This window comes from Streptomyces sp. NPDC055099 (genome assembly GCF_053607685.1).
This window is the reverse complement of sequence record NZ_JBSGUA010000002.1, coordinates 129,015-145,817: the sequence shown is the minus strand read 5'-3', so window position 1 is coordinate 145,817 and position 16,803 is coordinate 129,015. Positions and strand designations below refer to the sequence as shown.

The 16,803-nt window shown below is 69.0% G+C and carries 17 protein-coding genes and 1 pseudogene; 10 read left to right on the top strand and 8 right to left on the bottom strand.

Annotation, left to right across the window (positions count from 1 at the left end; translation table 11 throughout):
• Positions 1 to 83 precede the first annotated feature (83 nt).
• A complete protein-coding gene (locus ACWFRU_RS05010) occupies positions 84 to 983 on the top strand; it encodes a LysR family transcriptional regulator (protein WP_453684708.1) in 900 nt (299 codons plus the stop codon).
• Positions 984 to 1,026: 43 nt separating this feature from the next.
• Here the strand turns inward: ACWFRU_RS05010 and ACWFRU_RS05005 are convergent, their stop codons facing one another.
• The gene (locus tag ACWFRU_RS05005) at positions 1,027 to 1,629 is read right to left on the bottom strand and encodes a TetR/AcrR family transcriptional regulator (protein WP_453684707.1); all 603 of its coding nucleotides are present in this window, start codon (positions 1,627 to 1,629) and stop codon (positions 1,027 to 1,029) included.
• A gap of 73 nt (positions 1,630 to 1,702) precedes the next feature.
• On the opposite strand from ACWFRU_RS05005, the gene ACWFRU_RS05000 reads away from it, so the two are divergent.
• Entirely contained in the window at positions 1,703 to 2,557 is an 855-nt protein-coding gene (locus ACWFRU_RS05000; protein WP_453684706.1) for a class I SAM-dependent methyltransferase, read from the top strand.
• 127 nt (positions 2,558 to 2,684) lie between these two features.
• Here the strand turns inward: ACWFRU_RS05000 and ACWFRU_RS04995 are convergent, their stop codons facing one another.
• Positions 2,685 to 3,422 (bottom strand): D-Ala-D-Ala carboxypeptidase family metallohydrolase, encoded by a 738-nt coding sequence (locus tag ACWFRU_RS04995; protein ID WP_453684705.1) that lies wholly within the window; start codon positions 3,420 to 3,422, stop codon positions 2,685 to 2,687.
• 173 nt (positions 3,423 to 3,595) lie between these two features.
• On the opposite strand from ACWFRU_RS04995, the gene ACWFRU_RS04990 reads away from it, so the two are divergent.
• From ACWFRU_RS04990 to ACWFRU_RS04980, 3 genes and pseudogenes are all read left to right on the top strand, one after another.
• Positions 3,596 to 3,811: a hypothetical protein gene (locus ACWFRU_RS04990; protein WP_453684704.1), complete on the top strand. Its 216-nt coding sequence runs from the start codon at positions 3,596 to 3,598 to the stop codon at positions 3,809 to 3,811.
• Positions 3,805 to 4,121: pseudogene (locus tag ACWFRU_RS04985) on the top strand (hypothetical protein); the annotation flags it as partial. The gene ACWFRU_RS04990 and the pseudogene ACWFRU_RS04985, both read left to right, overlap by 7 nt.
• A gap of 218 nt (positions 4,122 to 4,339) precedes the next feature.
• Positions 4,340 to 4,567 carry a hypothetical protein gene (locus tag ACWFRU_RS04980; RefSeq protein ID WP_453684703.1) on the top strand — a complete coding sequence of 76 codons (228 nt, stop codon included), beginning with the start codon at positions 4,340 to 4,342 and terminating at the stop codon, positions 4,565 to 4,567.
• An 89-nt stretch (positions 4,568 to 4,656) separates the two neighbouring features.
• Here ACWFRU_RS04980 and ACWFRU_RS04975 read toward each other — a convergent pair whose 3' ends face one another.
• A complete protein-coding gene (locus ACWFRU_RS04975) occupies positions 4,657 to 5,832 on the bottom strand; it encodes an epoxide hydrolase family protein (protein ID WP_453684702.1) in 1,176 nt (391 codons plus the stop codon).
• 102 nt (positions 5,833 to 5,934) lie between these two features.
• On the opposite strand from ACWFRU_RS04975, the gene ACWFRU_RS04970 reads away from it, so the two are divergent.
• Both ACWFRU_RS04970 and ACWFRU_RS04965 read left to right on the top strand, forming a co-directional pair.
• On the top strand, positions 5,935 to 6,510 hold the full coding sequence (locus ACWFRU_RS04970) for a CGNR zinc finger domain-containing protein (RefSeq protein ID WP_453684701.1): 576 nt from the start codon (positions 5,935 to 5,937) through the stop codon (positions 6,508 to 6,510).
• A 190-nt stretch (positions 6,511 to 6,700) separates the two neighbouring features.
• A complete protein-coding gene (locus tag ACWFRU_RS04965; RefSeq protein ID WP_453684700.1) occupies positions 6,701 to 6,919 on the top strand; it encodes a DUF6243 family protein in 219 nt (72 codons plus the stop codon).
• A gap of 104 nt (positions 6,920 to 7,023) precedes the next feature.
• Here the strand turns inward: ACWFRU_RS04965 and ACWFRU_RS04960 are convergent, their stop codons facing one another.
• Positions 7,024 to 7,653, bottom strand: a complete 630-nt coding sequence (locus ACWFRU_RS04960) for a GrpB family protein (RefSeq protein ID WP_453684699.1) — start codon at positions 7,651 to 7,653, stop codon at positions 7,024 to 7,026.
• A 281-nt stretch (positions 7,654 to 7,934) separates the two neighbouring features.
• Here ACWFRU_RS04960 and ACWFRU_RS04955 point away from each other — a divergent pair, with 281 nt between their 5' ends.
• Positions 7,935 to 8,738 carry an SDR family oxidoreductase gene (locus ACWFRU_RS04955; protein WP_453684698.1) on the top strand — a complete coding sequence of 268 codons (804 nt, stop codon included), beginning with the start codon at positions 7,935 to 7,937 and terminating at the stop codon, positions 8,736 to 8,738.
• Positions 8,739 to 8,822: 84 nt separating this feature from the next.
• Here the strand turns inward: ACWFRU_RS04955 and ACWFRU_RS04950 are convergent, their stop codons facing one another.
• The 3 genes from ACWFRU_RS04950 to ACWFRU_RS04940 all read right to left on the bottom strand — a co-directional run bounded on the left by ACWFRU_RS04950 (position 8,823) and on the right by ACWFRU_RS04940 (position 11,275).
• Positions 8,823 to 9,305: a hypothetical protein gene (locus ACWFRU_RS04950; protein WP_453684697.1), complete on the bottom strand. Its 483-nt coding sequence runs from the start codon at positions 9,303 to 9,305 to the stop codon at positions 8,823 to 8,825.
• 176 nt (positions 9,306 to 9,481) lie between these two features.
• A complete protein-coding gene (locus ACWFRU_RS04945; RefSeq protein ID WP_453684696.1) occupies positions 9,482 to 10,315 on the bottom strand; it encodes a PIG-L family deacetylase in 834 nt (277 codons plus the stop codon).
• A 291-nt stretch (positions 10,316 to 10,606) separates the two neighbouring features.
• Positions 10,607 to 11,275 (bottom strand): class I SAM-dependent methyltransferase, encoded by a 669-nt coding sequence (locus ACWFRU_RS04940; RefSeq protein ID WP_453684695.1) that lies wholly within the window; start codon positions 11,273 to 11,275, stop codon positions 10,607 to 10,609.
• A 225-nt stretch (positions 11,276 to 11,500) separates the two neighbouring features.
• Between ACWFRU_RS04940 and ACWFRU_RS04935 the strand changes: the two genes are divergently transcribed.
• Both ACWFRU_RS04935 and ACWFRU_RS04930 read left to right on the top strand, forming a co-directional pair.
• A complete protein-coding gene (locus ACWFRU_RS04935; protein WP_453684694.1) occupies positions 11,501 to 12,943 on the top strand; it encodes an FG-GAP repeat protein in 1,443 nt (480 codons plus the stop codon).
• A 70-nt stretch (positions 12,944 to 13,013) separates the two neighbouring features.
• Positions 13,014 to 14,489, top strand: a complete 1,476-nt coding sequence (locus tag ACWFRU_RS04930) for an integrin-like protein (protein WP_453684693.1) — start codon at positions 13,014 to 13,016, stop codon at positions 14,487 to 14,489.
• A gap of 144 nt (positions 14,490 to 14,633) precedes the next feature.
• On the opposite strand, the gene ACWFRU_RS04925 is transcribed toward ACWFRU_RS04930, so the two are convergent.
• Entirely contained in the window at positions 14,634 to 16,772 is a 2,139-nt protein-coding gene (locus tag ACWFRU_RS04925; RefSeq protein WP_453684692.1) for a serine/threonine-protein kinase, read from the bottom strand.
• Between the last annotated feature and the right edge of the window lie 31 nt (positions 16,773 to 16,803).

The following is a 16,803-nucleotide window of genomic DNA, read 5'->3' as shown; positions in this document are numbered from 1 at the left end:
CATCGGCACCGCGGGAGGGTGGATCAACGCCGTATCCTGCAACGGCACTTAACACAGCGGTTCATGATGTGGGGGCGTGGAGCGTGGAGCTGCGGGAGATAGAGATCTTCCTGGCCTTGGCGGAGGAATTGCACTTCGGCCGCACGGCGGACCGATTGCGCGTCACGCCGGCCCGCGTCAGCCAGGCCATCAAGAAGCAGGAACGCGTCATCGGCGCCGAACTGTTCAAGCGCACCAGCCGCAACGTGCAACTGACGCCCATCGGCGCGCAGCTCAGGGACGGGCTCGCCGTCGGCTATCAGCACATCCAGGAGGCGCTGGCGGCCGCGACCGCCGCAGGGCGTGGGATCGCCGGGGAGCTCCACATCGGCTACTCCACCCCGTGGTGCGGCAAGCTCATCGTGACGGCCGCAGACACCTTCCGCGCCCGCCACCCTGACTGCCGGATCCACATCTACGATTCCCCGCTGCTGGATCCGCTCGGCCCGATGCGTGACGGCAGCCGCGATCTTCAGCTCGTCGAGCTGCCGATCAACGAGCCCGACATCGTCAATGGCCCCGTCCTCTTCAACGAGCCTCGCGCACTGATCGTCCCCGTCGGCCACCCCTTCGCCGAGCGGGAGACGGTCTCCCTGGAGGACCTCGCCGACGCCCCTCTGATCACGGTCACCAACCAGCCCCAGTACTTCCTCGACCTGCACTACCCCCACCGCACACCGCAGGGCCGGCCCATTCCCCGAGGCCCGTCGACCACCGCCTGGCAGGAAGTGCTCACCATGGTCGGCGCGGGCAAGGGGGTTTCCCCCACCTGCGCACGCGCGGAGCAGTACTACTCCCGCCCGGACATTGTCTACGTACCCTTCAGCGACGCCCCGCTGGTGGAGTACGGCCTCCTGTGGCCGGCCGCGGCGAACACCCCGGGCTTGCGCGCTTTCGTCCAGACCGTCCTGGAAACGGCAGCCCTTGAGCCCTCCAGGGCCTGATGGCACTTGGCCCGTTGCTCATCATGCCCTCGTCGGGCTGGCTTCAGGCCGGTCGGCGGGTCACGCAAGTTCCGATGACCGCAGTCACGAGTTTGCTGACGGCCGCGGTGGACGGTGCGTCGGCGTCGCGGTCTGCGAAGAGGAGATGGCCGCCGCCGACCAAGGAGAGGGTCAGTGAGTCGATGTCCGCGTCGGCCGCGATACGGCCCAGTTCACGTTCTTCGATCAGATAGTCGGAGACCGCCGTTGTGGCCTGGGCGAGGATCGCGATGCCGCCGCCCGGCCTGGCTTGTCGCAGCCGGGCGCGCAGCTCGTCCCGGAAGGTGATGAGCGGGATGATCGCCACCGGAATCGGCCCGAACAGGGTGGTCAGCGCGGCGGTGAGGTTGTCGGCCACTGTGCCGGTGCCTGCGGACTCGCGCAGCGCGTTCGCCTGCGCCTCGAGCTGCGCGGCCCGGTCGAGCACCAGGTCCGTGAGGAAGGCGTCGAAATCGGTGAAGTGCCGGTGCAGGACGCCCTTGGCGTAGCCCGCCTCGCCGGTGACGGCCCGGCTGGTCAGCCCGTTCGGCCCGTCTCGCAGAAGTACGCGTTCGGCAGCCTCGAACAGCTGCTGCCGTGCGTCGCGAAGGTGCACCCCAGTCGGCACTGACAGATCCTCTCGTTTCGCTCCCCGCCGGGCGACCATTGCCTAGTGGGTATGCGCCCATTAGAGTGGGCGCATGCCCACTTTACCCCGCGAGCAGCCGGAGCCTTCTCCGCCTGAGCCGCACGAAGCCCGGGCGATGGCCCAGTCGTTCGGCGCCGGCGCGCAACGCTACGACCAGGTGCGGCCCCGCTACCCCGATGCGTTGGTGGCGCGGATCGTCGCCGGAAGTCCCGGGTCCGAGGCCCGTGACGCGCGCGAGGTGCTTGACGTCGGCTGCGGCACCGGCATCGCAGCCCGCCAGTTCCAGGCAGCCGGCTGCGCGGTGCTCGGCGTTGAGCCCGATGCGCGGATGGCCGACTTCGCGCGAGCCCAAGGCCTGCGGGTCGAGGTGGCCACCTTCGAAGCCTGGCAGCCGGCCGGCCGGACGTTCGATGCGGTCGTCGCCGCCCAGTCATGGCACTGGATGGATCCGCTCGCCGGCGCCATGAAGGCCGCGCGCGTGCTGCGCCCAGGGGGTCGCCTTGCGATCTTCGGCCACGTGTACGAGCCGCCGACCGAGGTGGCAGAACCGTTCGCCGCTGCCTACCGCCGGGTGGCACCCGACTCTCCACTCAACAGCCGGCCGGTCCAGTCGGCCCGCCGTCCGCTCGACCTCTATCAAGCGGGATACGCGCGGTTCGCCGACAAGATCCGTGAGATCGGACAGTTCAACGAGCCCGAACAATGGCGCTTCGACTGGGAGCAGTCCTACACGCGCGACCAGTGGCTGGACCTGCTTCCCACCACCGGCGGCCTCACCCAACTCCCTCCCGCTCAGCTGGCCGAGATGCTGGGCGCGGTCGGGGACGCCATCGATGCACTGGGTGGAAGTTTCCTGATGCAGTACACCACCCTGGCGACCACGGCGGTACGCGCCGGAACTTCCTGAGCCACCTGCCCCTGCCTTGAGGCTGCCTGGAGTTGGGTTTGTGCCTGCATCAATGGAACTGCACCAATCCTGAAGCGAGTTGACCGGCGTGCGCCCCCGCGTGGGTCGGGCGCGCCCGCCGGTGGGTTCAGATGCCGCAGCTCGACGCCGACCAGAAGCGGCTGGGGCGGTGATCGAGGTGGGTGTGGTCGCCATGGCCGGGATATCCGGGACCGAGAATCCCGTTGAAGCCGTGGTTGCGGGCCTGCTGGGCGAGGCGGCACAGCGTGTGCGGGCCTGAGCCGAGGTCGGCCGCATCGCCGTACAGGTGGCGGCTGCCGGCTGCTCCGCCGACCGCGTCGTTGCAGGCATGCGAACGGAAGCCGCTGGTCACGCGGATGGGCTGGTCGCCCAGTGCGTGCCGTAGAGCCTCAAGTTTCCACATGGTGCGCAACGCGTTCGACTTCGCGGTGCTCGCGCTCACCGCACCGCCCGCCCAGGTGGAGTTGCAGGTGTTGAGTTCGGCGTAGGTGAAGTGGATCGGAGTGCAGTCGTTGTCCTGAAGGTCATAGATCTTGCTGAACGTCGCGGGTCCGGCGACCCCGTCCGCGGCCAGTCCGTAAGCCGACTGGAACCGTTTGACCGCGGCGGTCGTCGCCGGTCCGTAGGCGCCGTCGATGGCGAGCACGCCACCGTTGCCGGCATGCCCCGCCACCCGGATCTGCAACTGCGTCACGTCGGCACCCGAGGCCCCTTGGGACAAGGTGCGCGACCACGTGTAGCAGCCGTCGGCCTGAGCGGTTCCAGTGGCGGCGACGACACCGCCCAAGGTGGCGGCAATGAGCATGACAATAGAGAGGATGAGTTGGGTGGTGCGTCTGGCCATCGTGACTCCTTCGTGGATACCCCCACCTTGAGGTGGAGGAAAGGAAACCAAGCTCCTGTGAAACAGGGCAGGGTCAGAGGGTTCGCCTCCGGGTGATTCGTCGCACCGCAGCGGTGGTGGCTGCGTAGGGTAGGTCTCCTCAACTCTCGGTGCTTCCGGGTAGGTTCAGGTTTGTGACGGTGCAGGAGCGGGCAGCGCAGATGGCCGGGCTTGCCCGGTACACCTACCGTCTGCGCCTGTCGTCTGTGGCCCGCGCGGCGCTGGAAGCGGAGTGGGATCGTTGCCGGTGGACGTGGAACGAATGCGTCGCGAAGTCGAAGGCCATTCACGCGCATAACCGGACGAGCGGCGAGAAGAGGACGTGCGGGCCTGCGCAGAACGGGCATTGATCGAGCAGGCCCGCAAGCACGGGTGCCGCGACCTGCGGAGCGAGAGCCAAGCACCGCCTACCTCTTTCCCAGAGAACGTATACCTGCACCGCGTGCGGAGCTGTCTCCGGCCGAGACAAGAACTCCGCCCGCGTGATGCTGGTCCGGGCTGGTCTACACCCCGGCTAGCGCTGATCGTGTAAGACCTGCACCCCCGCCGGGGGCCAGGCAACGTGAGCTAGGAATCCCCCTCGTGCACACGAGGGGGAGGAGTCAACAGAGCACTCCATGGGGGCAGGCAGAGGATGGAAGGTGCGCACGTGCATTCTGAGGGTGGCGGGGTGGGCGGCGCACGTCAACGGGACGTCAACGTCCGTCATTTGTCGGCCCATTGGCGGTGCCGACCAGTCCTGCCAGGCCGTGGGTGGAGCAGGGGCGGCCGGGTCACCTTCCGTGCTCGGCTCACGCTGGTTCGCTCGGCTTTTCGGGGGCATCCGGCAACGTATGACGACTCATGACGAGCATCGTGGATCGCCTGACATGGGCGAAATGGAACGAGGTACCTCGCAGCGGCTTGCGGCGCGCAACCAGATGTGGACGGTCGCCTGGACCGCCCTGTGTGTCCTGCTCTCCATCTGGTCGATCGCCTGGGCCGTGGGCGCGGCCAGGGGCAGCACCAACGCATGGGCCTATTGCTTCGCCGGCCTGGTACTGCTGGCCTGCGCGCTGTGGGCCCGCCGCTCGGCCATCCGCAACAGCCCGCCACGCCGCTTGTGAGGGGGAGGCCTCTCTGAGCCCGACGAAGTGCACGAGCGAGAGTGGGCTTGGGATGGCGGTCGGATGCCGCGTCAGTCGCCCGGCCGCGGTCACCGACCCGCGGCCAGTACTGCCGCGAGCCCCTCTTGCAGATCCTTGACGAAGAACTCGGGGACCTCCAGCGACGGGAAGTGCCCGCCGGTTTCGGGCGACCTCCACCGGACGATCTGCCGGAACCGCTCCTGTGCCCAGGGGCGCGGGCACTTCTCGATGTCGCGTGGGTACACGGTGATCGCCGACGGGACGTCGACCCGGAGGTCGGGGTCGAGCGAGTCATGGCTCTCGTAGTAGATACGGGCCGACGACGCTCCGGTCCGCGTCAGCCAGTACAGGGTGACATCGTCGAGAACACGGTCCATGGAAATCGCCTCGAACGGGCTGTCCTCGGTATCCGTCCACTCGGCGAACTTGTCCAGGATCCAGGCGAGAAGCCCGACCGGTGAATCGACGAGGGCATAGCCGATGGTCTGCGGCCGGGCCGCCTGCTGCTTGGCGTATGCCGCGCGGGGGCCGTCCCAGAAAGCGCGGGTTTCCTCGGTCCAGTCGCGTTCGGCCGCCGTCAGTGTGTCCGTCGGCAACCCGGGCGGTGCCTGCGGGGTCGTGGTGTGGATGCCGAGAACATGTGCCGGGAACCTCCCGGCGAGGACCGTGGTGATCACACCTCCCCAGTCGCCGCCGTGGGCCACGAACTTGCTGTAGCCGAGCCTGCCCATCAGCTCCACCCATGCGGCCGCGATCTTCTCGATGCCCCACCCGGTGGTGGCCGGCTTGTCGCTGTAGCCAAAGCCTGGCAGCGATGGGACCACGACGTGGAATGCGGGGGCGTCCGCGTCCTTCGGGTCTGCCAGCTCGTCCACTACGTCGATGAACTCGGCAATGCTGCCGGGCCACCCGTGGGTCAGGACGAGAGGGGTGGCATCTGCGCGCGCGGATCGGCGGTGCAGGAAGTGGATTCCCACCTCATCAATGGTCGTGCGGAACTGGCCGATCTGGTTGATGCGCGCTTCGAACGACCGCCAGTTGTAGCCGGTGCGCCAGTAGTTCACGACGTCGGTGAGGTCGGCGAGAGGAACGCCCTGTGCCCATCGGTGAGGGCCGGGCTCGGTGCGATGAACCGTCTCGGTCTCCGGTAGCCGTGCCGCGGCCAGCCGCGTGCGCAGATCGTCGAGGTCAGCGTCGGTCGCGTGGGCTTCAAACGCCTGGATGTCGCTGGTCGGACGGTTCATGAGGCCTCCTGGGCTTGGTGGATACGGCGAAGTCGTACGCGAACCGGCTTAGACGGTTCTAACCGTCCACGTCGTTTGAGCGCAACCTGCTAAGGTGGTTCCATGCGCGCCGAGTTCCCTGACTTTCGCCTCGGTAGGGTCCTGGCGACGAGCTTCACCGCGACTCTTACGGAGCGTCGTGGCGACGCCGTGGAGCGCATTCCCACACCCCACCGACTCGTCGACTGGCTGGCAGTGAGCGGCTTGGCCGTTGACTCCTGCACCACCACCCAGCTCGAACTCGCCCGGAAACTGAGGGAGTCGATCCACGTCGCCGCGACAGCGGCCGCGACCCAGGCCCCCTTGCCCACCGCTGCCGTCAAAGTCATCAATGACTGCAGCGTTCAGGGACGGGCCGCGGCGGTCTTGACACCTGAGGGCGAGCGGCGATGGCAGCTCAGCTCGGCGTCCTGCGTGGAAGATGCCCTCAGCGTGATCGCCGCCGACGCGATCAGCATCATCGCGGGCGAGCGAGACGGAAAGCTGGCCCTGTGCGCGTCACCGACCTGCCAGGCCGCGTTCTTCGACACCAGTCAGAGCCGCACCCGCAGATGGTGCGACATGAACACGTGCGGGAATCGCCAGAAGAAGGCGCGCTTCCATGCCAAGGAGCGCAAGAACTCCGCCCCGCCGACGTGATCATTAACGCCGGGCGGCGCGAAAATTGGTGTGCGGGGCCGCTGGGAGCGGGTAACGTCTAGGTCATGTTCTTCCAGACGCCGATTTACGAGTGAGAGCGTGATGGGCCCCTGCTGACGGCCCTCGTCGTCGCCGCGCCCGTCCCCCACCGATGAATCCGTAGATCACTTCACATCACCCGGGAGAACCCGTGAGCAAGAACATCAACAACCCCGTGGGCATGGGCGGCGGCAAGCGCAAGAGGCTGTCGCGCGCCGAGCGGCAGAACAACGGCCCGCACCGCAACCTCGACCGCAAGGGTGCCGCCGACCAGAAGGCGGAGCTGGTGCGCAAGATGCGCGAGAAGACGCAGGGCGCCGAGGGCACCGAAGGCGCTGGGCAGGCGGACGGCGACGCCGCACAGAGCTGACACACCGCTGCCACAGGGCGGCACAGCATGGGGCAGGGCCCGAACCGTGACGCGCGGTTCGAGCCCTGCCTTTTCTGCTGCGCGGCGCGATGCTGCATGAGGATCTATGTGCCGGCCTCTGTGGAGTTCTGGGCCGTCGCCCGCTCCAGGATGGCGGCGACCACTTCGGACTTGGCGTCCGCGTAGTTCTGCACGTACTCCCACTTTCGTTGGGACAGGGAACGCTTGGTGTCGGCGTACAGCTGCCGGTCGCCGCCGTGCTTGCGCAGCCGATCACGGAAGAGCAGCATGCGCTCGGCCTCAGGGCAGCCCGCCGAGAGGACGTGCAGGTTGGCCGTGGCGGCACTCGTATCGAGGTCGTACTTGCGCAGGACCCGGTGCTCGTACCAATCGGGCTCGCATATGACGAGCTCGAAACCGAGTGCCTCCAGGACGGGAACGTACGAGGCGTCGGCGGCGGAATCCGGAACGGTCAAGAGCATGTCGATGACCGGCTTGGCGGGAAGGTCCGGCACGGAAGTTGAGCCGACGTGCTCGATCCTGTGCTCGAGGCGGTGTTCGGGGCGGCTGAGATGCTCACGTATCCGCGAGGCTTCCCGTTCGAAGATCAGAGCCCAGCGTGGGTCGTGGTCTCGCAGGGTGACCTGGCCGTTGAGCTTGGTCGGGGCGACGACGTGGACTGCTTCAATCTCTTCGGCGGACATGGAGACGGGTGGGATCTGCTGCTCGGACATGGGGGCTCCCGTCCTGGAGGCCTGGGGATGGATATGTGTCGCTGGTGTCGCTGGATGGAACCGGATCTGAGCTGGTGCATCCTAGACGGCCCGAAAGTCGCCTGAGGCTGGAAGCCAACGCGGTCAACGGAGCCGGCGGAGCCAATGCGGCAAATGCGGCCAACGCAGCGCGGCTTCGATGCGAGCGTCGGGTGGGGCGGGTGGCAAGGCCTCAGGCGGGCGGCGAGGCCTCGTAGGAAATCGATTGACGCTGTGGTGTCGTTCGTGAAGCATTCCGGACCGTGACGACGAACATCGATCATGACCACCCCGCCCACGAGCAGGACGCTCCGGCGGACCGCCCGCTCGCCCTGATCACGGGGGTGGGCCGCACCGTCGGTATCGGTGCGGGTATCGCCCGGCGGCTGGCCGCGTCGGGCTGGGACATCGCCTTCACCTACTGGACTCCGTACGACGCCCGCATGAGCTGGGGCAGCGAGCCAGGAGCGACCGAGGCGATCAGTCAAACCCTGGCCGAGCACGGAGCGGCCACCACCGCGATCGAGGCGGACCTCGCGGACCCGGACACCCCGGCACGCGTTTTCGACGAGGTCGAACAGCGGATGGGCAAGGTCACCGCGCTGGTGATGAGCCACTGCGAGTCCGTCGACTCCGGGCTGCTCGACACCAGCGTCGAGAGTTTCGACCGGCACTTCGCCGTCAACGCACGCGGCCCCTGGCTGCTCATCCGCGAGTTCGGACGCCGCTTCGCCGCGGAACGCGGGACCGGCCGGATCATCAGCCTCACCAGTGATCACACCGTCGGCAACCTTCCCTACGGGGCGAGCAAGGGCGCCCTGGACCGCATCACGCTGGCCGCGGCCCACGAACTCGCCCACCTCGGCGTGACAGCCAACGCCATCAACCCTGGGCCGATCGACACCGGTTGGATGCCCGAGGAAGTGCGGGAGCACTGCGTGCGCAGCGCCCCGCTCGGCCGCCTGGGCACTCCGCAGGACACCGCACACCTGGTGGACTTCTTGTGTTCCCGGGAAGGCGAGTGGATCAACGGCCAGTTGCTGATGAGCAACGGGGGCCTTGCGTAGGCGAGTTCTGCGGCGTCCGTGTTCCAGTCGCAGGGACCGCCCGGACGGCCCCCCCCAAAGACGCACCTACCCTGAGTGCGGACCTTACGGACCAGAGCGCACCCCAAGAACACTGTGCTGCACCACACCCGAGGAAATATCGCTCTTGCCTGAAGCCCGAGCGGACAACTCCACCAGGCCGGACCGGAGATCGGCAGCCGGCTCACCGAGGACGATCGCGCTGATGATCAGTTCCAGCATCAGACGGTCGTACTCGTCGCCCACGCTCCGGTAGCGCTCCCGGTCGGCCTCCACCACAGCAGAGGCGATCCGCCTCCCGCCGGTTGTGGGGGCAAAGGTCGCTTCATAGACCCCGTGGCCGGTCCAACTCCGGTGCATGAAGAGGACGTTGTCCTCAACGAAGACGTTCCACTTCTGGTCCATGTCCTGGGCACGGTATCCGCGCCGAATCCGGTCCCACTCCTCGTCGGTCCAGACACGTTCCGGCAATTGGGTCACCGGCCGTGGCGTGTTGATCGGATTGAGGCGCCGGAACGACTCCCGGGTGAGCGGGGCATCTGCAGTCATGGCGTGATCCTACGGAAGCCCCACTCCGACAGGGCAGTGGATTTCCTTCGCCTGCGGTGGTCGGCCCTGGTGGGGGAGTGGTAGATGTCGACCACGGTGCGGGTGGTCGACATCTACCGCCGCCGGGAGGCGAGGTGCGTTCGGCGGCATGTGTGGGCCTTGGTGGGCCAGGCGGGTCAGCGCAGGCCGGCGAAGAGGTCGTTCTCGGGTACGGCGGCGTTGGTGGCGTCCTTGACGCGTACGAAGGTCTCCATGCCCATCAGCTCGCCGAACTTCTCCTTGCCCATCTTGAGGAAGAAGATGTTCTCGCCCTGACTGGCGTGCGCGGCCAGCGCATCGAACTTCTGACCCGCGAACGCGGTGGTGTCCACCCACGTGGTGATCTCATCGTCGGGGAGGCCGATCTTGGCCATCGCTGCGGCCTCTTCGGGGTCGGGCTCGGGCATGTTCTCGTCGAGCTCGCGCATGGTCTCCCCGAACCGCTGCATCGCCGAGCGGGGCATCGTCGTCCAGTACACCTTCGGTGTCAGCGTGACCATCTCCAGCGCCGCCATCGTGATGCGGTGGGCCTGGATGTGGTCGGGGTGGCCGTAGAAGCCGTTCTCGTCGTAGGTGACGACCACGTCGGGTCGGTAGTGCCGCATGAGTTCCGCGAGCCGGGCGGCCCCCTCCTCCACGGGGGTCTGCCAGAAGGAGCCGGGGGCGTCGTTGCTAGGCCAGCCCACCATCCCGGAGTCGGCGTAGTCCAGCATCTCCAGATCGCTGATCTTCAGGACGTCACAGCTCTCCTCGAGTTCCCGACGGCGCATCTGGGCGACGGCCGCCGGATCGTGCCCGGGATCGCCCGGCTTGACACCCCCCGGTCCATCACCGCAACCACCGTCGGTACATGTCACGAGGACCGTCCTGATGCCCTCTGCCGCGTACCGCGCGAGGACCCCTCCGGTTCCGGTGGCCTCGTCGTCGGGGTGGGCGTGCACTGCCATGAGCGTCAAGGGTCGGTCAGTCATGAAACAGTCCTTCGGTAGAGGTACGTAGTGGTTTATAAGAATGCGTCGTGATGCAAGCGCGCGCGGGGGCGTACCGCGACCCTGAGGGTCCGGTTCTGGTGGGGCGTACGGCTTTCTGGCCTCCGTGTTCCCCGCCCGTACGGCGCCGGTCCCTCGGTCGATGCAACCGTGCCGACCGGACTGGATGTTCCCGGCGCGGCTGATTGGCTCGGCGGGCTCGGTGATTCAACCCTCGCGCATGTTGCGGTCGGGGGTGGGCGGCCTGCGACGGCATCGACGCAGGACGCCAGTTCAAGCGGGACGCCTGGCCATGACGACCACGCCCGGCCCGGCCTGCTCGCTCGGGGGGAGGCGGAGCTCGGCGACGGGCTCCAGTCCCGCCTGGCCGATCAGGTCGACGAGCTGCTCCGGGCGCCACTGGTGTGTGGTCCAGCGAACGGGCACCCCACCGTAGGCCTCGGTGCGCACCGCGTCCTGGTCGCCGACGTGGGTGGCGGTGATGAAGTGTCCGCCCGGCTTCAGGGCGCGTGCGAAGAGGGCCAGGACCTGCGGGAGCACGGCACGGGGGAGATTGAACAGCGACCACCATCCGAGTACGCCGCCCAGGGATGCGTCGCCGAGGTCGAGCTCGGTGGCAGAGGCGACGCTGAAGCGGCACTGCGGATACAGCCGACGCGCGTTTTCGATCATGCGGGGCGAGAGGTCCACCCCGGATACGTCGAGTCCGCGTTCGGCGAGGTAGCCGGTCACCGTGCCGGGGCCGCAGCCGACGTCCAGGACGGGCCCGAGGTCGCCCACGGTGTCGGCGAAGGCGTCGATCGACGCCTTGAGCCAGGGATGGCGGCGGATGTCGCCCATGCCGGTCGTCGCCACCATGTGCGCGTAGTTGTCGGCCACCTGGTCATAGGACTCCCGGACGACATCGAGGTCGGCGGGGCGGTCGATACGGCGTGCGTGCATCAGCCAACAATAGGGCGGCCGCCCTGAAGCGGGCGGGCGTTGCCCCATGACTCTCGCGCGCCTTGAGGTTGCCCCGTGACTCCGGCGCGCCTTTAGACGGAACTCGTCCTGTATCACGACGTGTTCACCGAGTCGCAATCTTCGCACAACCCTTCGTACGCCTCGTGAGTCACACTCCCGCAAGCTCTTCCCCTGCATTTCCCCTTTGACCAACGGAGTTCCACCGTGCGTGTACGTACCCTGGCCGCCACCGCCGTCGTGGCGGCGCTCACCGCCACCGGTCTGACCCTGCCGCTCGCCGGGAGCAGCGCCGCGGCGGACACGACGACGCCGCGGTTCGACTTCAACGGCGACGGATACGCGGACATCGCCGTCGGTATGCCCAACGCCACGGTGGACGGCAAGGCCAAGGCCGGCTACGTCAGTGTGATCTTTGGCGGGCCGCAGAGCCCGAGCCAGTCCACCGGCGTCATCAGCCAGGCCGAGGCCGGCATACCCGGCACGCCCGAGGCGGGCGACCGCTTCGGCTCCTCCGTTGCGCCCGTCGACGTGAATGGCGACGGCGTCTTCGAGCTCGTCGTCGGTGCGAGCGGTGAGTCCCTCACCTCCGAGCAGCTCCAGGACGAGGGCACCATCACCGTGCTCGACGGCTCGGAATTCAACATCAAGGGCACCACCGTGGCCAGGGGCACATCCGAGTGGAGCAGCATCGGCAGCACCATCGCCACGGGCGACTACGACGGCGACGGCGACACCGACCTCGCGTACAACGACGGCGGTGAGGAGCGCGGTTCGCTCCGGTTCAGGCCGGGCCCGCTCACCGCCGACCCGGTGACCCCCACCACCTTGCGCACGTACAGCATGGGCGGCCGCACCCTCGACCTGGCCACCGGCGACTTCGACGGCGACGGCCGGGACGACCTCGCCACCACCTGGCAGGCCATGGAGGACTCCGGCACCTTCATCACGCGCTGGGACGACCAGGCCAAGCCCGCCCAGTGGTGGGCCGACGCCGACCGCGGCAGCGCGCTGGCGGCCGCCGACTTCGACCGGGACGGCACGGACGACCTGGCGGTCGGTCTCGTACAGCCCAACCCCGAGACGGAGACCACGCATTGCGAGAACCGGCTCGGCGGTGCGGTGCTCCTGCTCAAGGGCTCGAAGACCGCGGAGTTCGGCACCGAGAACGAGTGCATCACGCAGGACAACCCCGAGGTCGGCGGCACCGCAGAGGAGGGCGACGACTTCGGCGCCGCGCTGTCCGCCGGTGACCTCAACGGCGACAGCCGTCCGGAACTGGTGGTCGGCGTGCCCGGCGAGGACGTGGGCACCGTGAAGGACGCGGGCGGATACGTCACCATGAACGGCACCGAGCACGGCCTCTACGGTGGTCTGGCCCGCAGCCAGAGCACCGCGAACATGCCCGGCACGGCCGAGGCCGGCGACCGCTTCGGCGCCCAGGTCGCCGTCGGCGACTACAACCGCGACGGACTGTGGGACACCGCGGTCAGCGCGCCCGGGGAGAACGCCGGTGAGCCCCGCTCGGGTGGTGTCTGGTTCGCGCCGAGCAGCGCCGAGGAGACGTACCCGGTGGGCAAGTCGCTGACCCCGTTCGGCTTCGCGCTGCCCAACGGCGCCATCAAGTACGGCGAGGTGCTGGGGCAGTAGGCCCTCGGTAGGTCCGCCGGCCGTCGTAGCACGTGAACTGACCTGACTCACCTTGCGATGTGGAGTACCTGTGCGCAGTAAGAGACTCTCGGCCGCCCTGCTCGGCGCCGCCACCGTCCTCGTGTCGACGGGGCTCGCCCCCACGGCGGTGGCGGCGCCGGCGGCGGCCGTCCAAGGGCCCGACTTCAACGGTGACGGGTACGCGGACTCCGTGGTCGGCGTCTATCGAGGGGACATCGACGGGCAGAAGTCCGCGGGCTATCTGCACGTGCTCTTCGGCGGATCGAGCGGGGCCGGTGCTTTCACCGCCTCCGTCAGCCAGGACAGTCCGGGCGTCCCCGGCACCAGCGAGAAGAACGACCACTTCGGCGGTGCCGTCGCGACGGCCGACGTGGACGGCGACGGCTTCACCGACGTCGTCGCCGGGGCGCCGGGCGAGGACGTCGGCAGCGACCCGGCGGCGACGGGCCACGGCTCGGTGGTCGTCCTGTACGGCTCTTCCAGCGGCGAGTTCGAGCGCGGCCGGACGATCGCGCAGGGGCCGGTGGGCGGCGGCGCGGGAGCCTCGCTCGCCGTGGGTGACCTCACCCAGGACGGTGCCGTGGACGTGGCGGTGGGTCTGCCCCACGGAGAATTCGGCGAGGTCGCGCTGCGGCCGGGTCCGCTCACCGAGGACAAGCCGCTGACGTCTCTGCTCCGCACCGGCTTCGGGGGCACATCGGGCAGGTTGGCGGCCGGGGACTTCGACGGGAACGGCAAGACCGACCTGGCGATCTCCGCGTACTCCAACGACTACTCGCGCACCGCGCTGTGGAGCTGGAACGGCTCGGCGCTGCAGGAGTACTGGAAGTCGCCGGCCACTGGCTACGACATCGCCGCGGGTGACTTCAACGGTGACAGTGTGGACGACCTGGCGCTCGGACACTGCCTGATCATCGCCGAGGCCGACCGGCCCACCGGAGACTGTGGCCCCGACGAGCTGGCCAAGGGCGGCAAGGTGCAGGTGTTCTACGGAGGCGGGGGCGCCGAGGACTTCGGCACCCGCAACCACACCTTGAGCCAGGACACTCCGGGCGTCGCGGGCACGGCGGAGGAGGCGGACAATTTCGGGATCAAGCTGGCCGCGGGTGATCTCAACGGGGACGGCCGGGACGACCTGGTGGCGGGCACGCCCGCCGAGGCCATCGGGACGGCCGGCCATGCCGGTTCGGCGACCGTGCTGACCTCGGGCCCGGACGGTCTGCTCGATGCCTCGGGCACCGCGAAGTCGACGGCCTGGCACCAGGACTCCGCCGGAGTCCCGGGGGCGGCGGAGGTCAACGACGAGTTCGGCTCGGCGCTTGCGGTCGGGGACTACGACGGCGACGGGGACGGCGATGTCACGGTCGGCGTCTACAACGAGAACAGCACGGAGTACGAGGAGAACCTCAGCACGGGCGGCGTGTGGACCCTGCCCAACGGCGCCGGAGGCGGCTCCAAAGCGCTGACACCACGGCTGTTCGGGCTGCGAGGGGCGTTGAATTACGGGCAGATACTCGGGCGTTGAGACGGTGGCGAGCGACTCGGTGGTGAGTCCGTGGTGATCCGGCGGTGAGAGGGGCGGCGCGCTGCTGATACTGGCGGCGCGCCGCCGCTATGCGGGTATGGCCACCTTTACGGGTGGTGCCGTGGGAGGCCAACTGCGCTTGCTCTACGCCGCGGGCACCGAGAAGCGGAAGAGCGTGCCGGACCACGTGGCGTACAGGTTGTCGCCGATGGCCTGTGCGGACCAGGAGCCGGTGCCGCCGGTGGCCCGGTGGTGCCAGATGCGCTCGCCGGTGTCGGCGCGGAAGGCATACAGGCCCTTGCTGCCCGCGGCGACGAAGAGGCCGCGCAGGGCACCCAGCAGGTTGAGGTCGCCCAGGCCCGTTCCCGCGGTCCAGCGTTCGGCGCCGGTCTTGGCGTCGAGGCCGTGCAGGACCTTCTTGTCCAGGTAGCAGACGGTCGCCCCGGTGCGTGCGTAGCCGCGGTTGCCGCGGGCGGCGGTCTGCACCGACCACAGGGTTTTGCCCGACGCCGGGTCGAAGGCGGTGAGCAGGCCCCGGGTCGAGCCGCTGAAGCCGGTGCTCGGGTAGCAGAACAGGGTGCCCCCGAGCAGGCTCAGGGACCCGGAGAAGCCGAGGATCTCGCTGTTGGTCGGCGGGAGTTCGGTGGACTTGCTCCACAGTGTGCGCCCGTCGTCGGGGTCCAGGGCCAGCAGCCTCATGTCGGCGTCGATCCCGTAGAGCACCTTGCTCTTGTCCGGCGGGTAGAGGGTGACGAGGTCCTTCGACCACACGCGCTCACCCGTCTCCCGGTCGAGGGCGGAGTAGCCCCGCAGCATCGCGGCCGGATTAATTTTCGACGCGCCGCCCCAGGCGAGCAGCGAGCCCGCCGGGGTGGCGCCGATGATCATGCCGACGTCCTTCACGTCCCGTGAGGTCCACCGCACCTCACCGCCGGACGCCTCCAGGGCCCTGAAGCGTCCGCCGCTCGTGGTCAGCACCAACTCGCCGTCGGAGAAGTCCAGCTTGGCCGTGTCGCCCCCGGCCGGCGGCGCGTCCCACACCTTCTTGCCGGACCGGCCGTCGAATGCGTGCACCTTGCCGTCCGTACGTACCGTGTAGACGCGCTTGTCGTCCGGGAGGGCGTCGGTGTTCTGGCCGCCGAGGTCCTTCCACAGCAGCTTTCCGGTGCCCCGGTCGAAGCAGGCACCGGTGGTCTTCTCGGTGCACAGCAGCGTGGAGCGGGTCACCGCGCGCAGTGACATCCCGGGCCGTGGAAGCTCCTTGGACCAGTCGAGTGCGGGGGCGGCGACCGAACCGCCGTCCTCGCCGCGGGAGCGAAGGAACCAGGTGGTACCGCCCGCCGCCGCGGTCACCGCGAGTACCGCGCCACCGGTCAGCACCCGGCGGCGGCTGAGCAGTGGGACACGAAGTGCGCCCTGCAGCATGCGCTGGTCCTCGGTCACCTGCGCCTCGACCGCGCCGAGCCAGCCGGCGGTGGTCTCCGGGCGCAGCCAGGCCTGGAGTTGCTCGACCGTGGGGCGGCGAGAGGGGTCCTTGTCGAGGCACGCGGTGACGATGCCGAGCAGGTTGGGGGGCACTCCGTTCAGCTGCGGCTCTTCGTAGGCGGCCCGGTAGAGCAGGGCGTGGGCGGAGCCGGTGCCGAAGGGCGGGACGCCGGTGGCGGCGAAGGCGAGCACGGAGCCGAAGGCGAACACATCGCTCGCGGGTGCGAGTTCGCCCCCTCGCGACTGTTCGGGCGACATGAAGCCGGGCGAGCCCGCGACCTGACCCTCGGCGGTGAGCACGGTCGCGTCGACGGCCCGGCTGATGCCGAAATCGATGACGCGGGGGCCGTCGCGGGTGAGCAGGATGTTGGACGGCTTGAGGTCGCGGTGGATGAGTCCGGCGCGGTGGATCGCGGCCAGCGCCTCGGCCAGGCCGCCGCCCAGTATGCGCAGGGTGGACTCCGGCATGGGGCCGTGCGCGTCGAGGGCGTCGGTGAGCGAGGGGCCGGGGATGTACGCGGTGGCCAGCCACGGCTGCGGCCCCTCGGGGTCGGCGTCGATGACCGGCGCGGTGAAGGCGCCGGACACCGCGCGGGCGGCGTCGGCCTCGGCCTTGAAGCGGCGCCGGAAATCCGGGTCGGCGGCCAGTTCGGGACGCACGACCTTGACGGCCACCGCGCGGCCACTGCGCGACGCGGCGAGGTGCACACGGCCCATGCCGCCCGCACCGAGCTCTCGGATCACCCGGTAGGGGCCGATGTACGTGGCTGGGGCGGGGGCGGGGGAGGAAACGGGCACTGGGGAGACGGCTTGCGGAGGCGGCGTCGGA